Here is a 270-nt window from a genome sequence, read left to right as displayed (position 1 = left end):
GCCGCGCTGGACGCGCTGATCCGCCGTCGGCTGGCCTCGGACGTGGTGCTGATCCAGCAGATCGCCGAATACATCATCGGCGCCGGCGGCAAGCGCCTGCGGCCGATGCTGCTGCTGCTCGCCGCCGGTGCGCTTGGTCATCGCGGAACCGACGCCCATCAGCTGGCGGCGGTGGTGGAGTTCATCCACACCTCGACGTTGCTGCACGACGACGTGGTCGACGAGTCCGACCTGCGGCGCGGCCGCAAGACCGCCAACGCGGTGTGGGGC

The 270-nt window shown here is 70.7% G+C and carries 1 protein-coding gene; it reads left to right on the top strand.

What is annotated here, in order from left to right:
* Nucleotides 1-270: polyprenyl synthetase family protein (locus MTCD1_RS19285; RefSeq protein WP_200818677.1), on the top strand; the 270-nt coding region annotated here is incomplete at both ends.

This window comes from Colwellia marinimaniae, assembly GCF_002207865.1.
GTDB lineage: Bacteria > Pseudomonadota > Gammaproteobacteria > Enterobacterales > Alteromonadaceae > Colwellia > Colwellia marinimaniae.
Note: the sequence above shows the minus strand (reverse complement) of the source record. Positions and strands in the feature narration are given on the sequence as shown.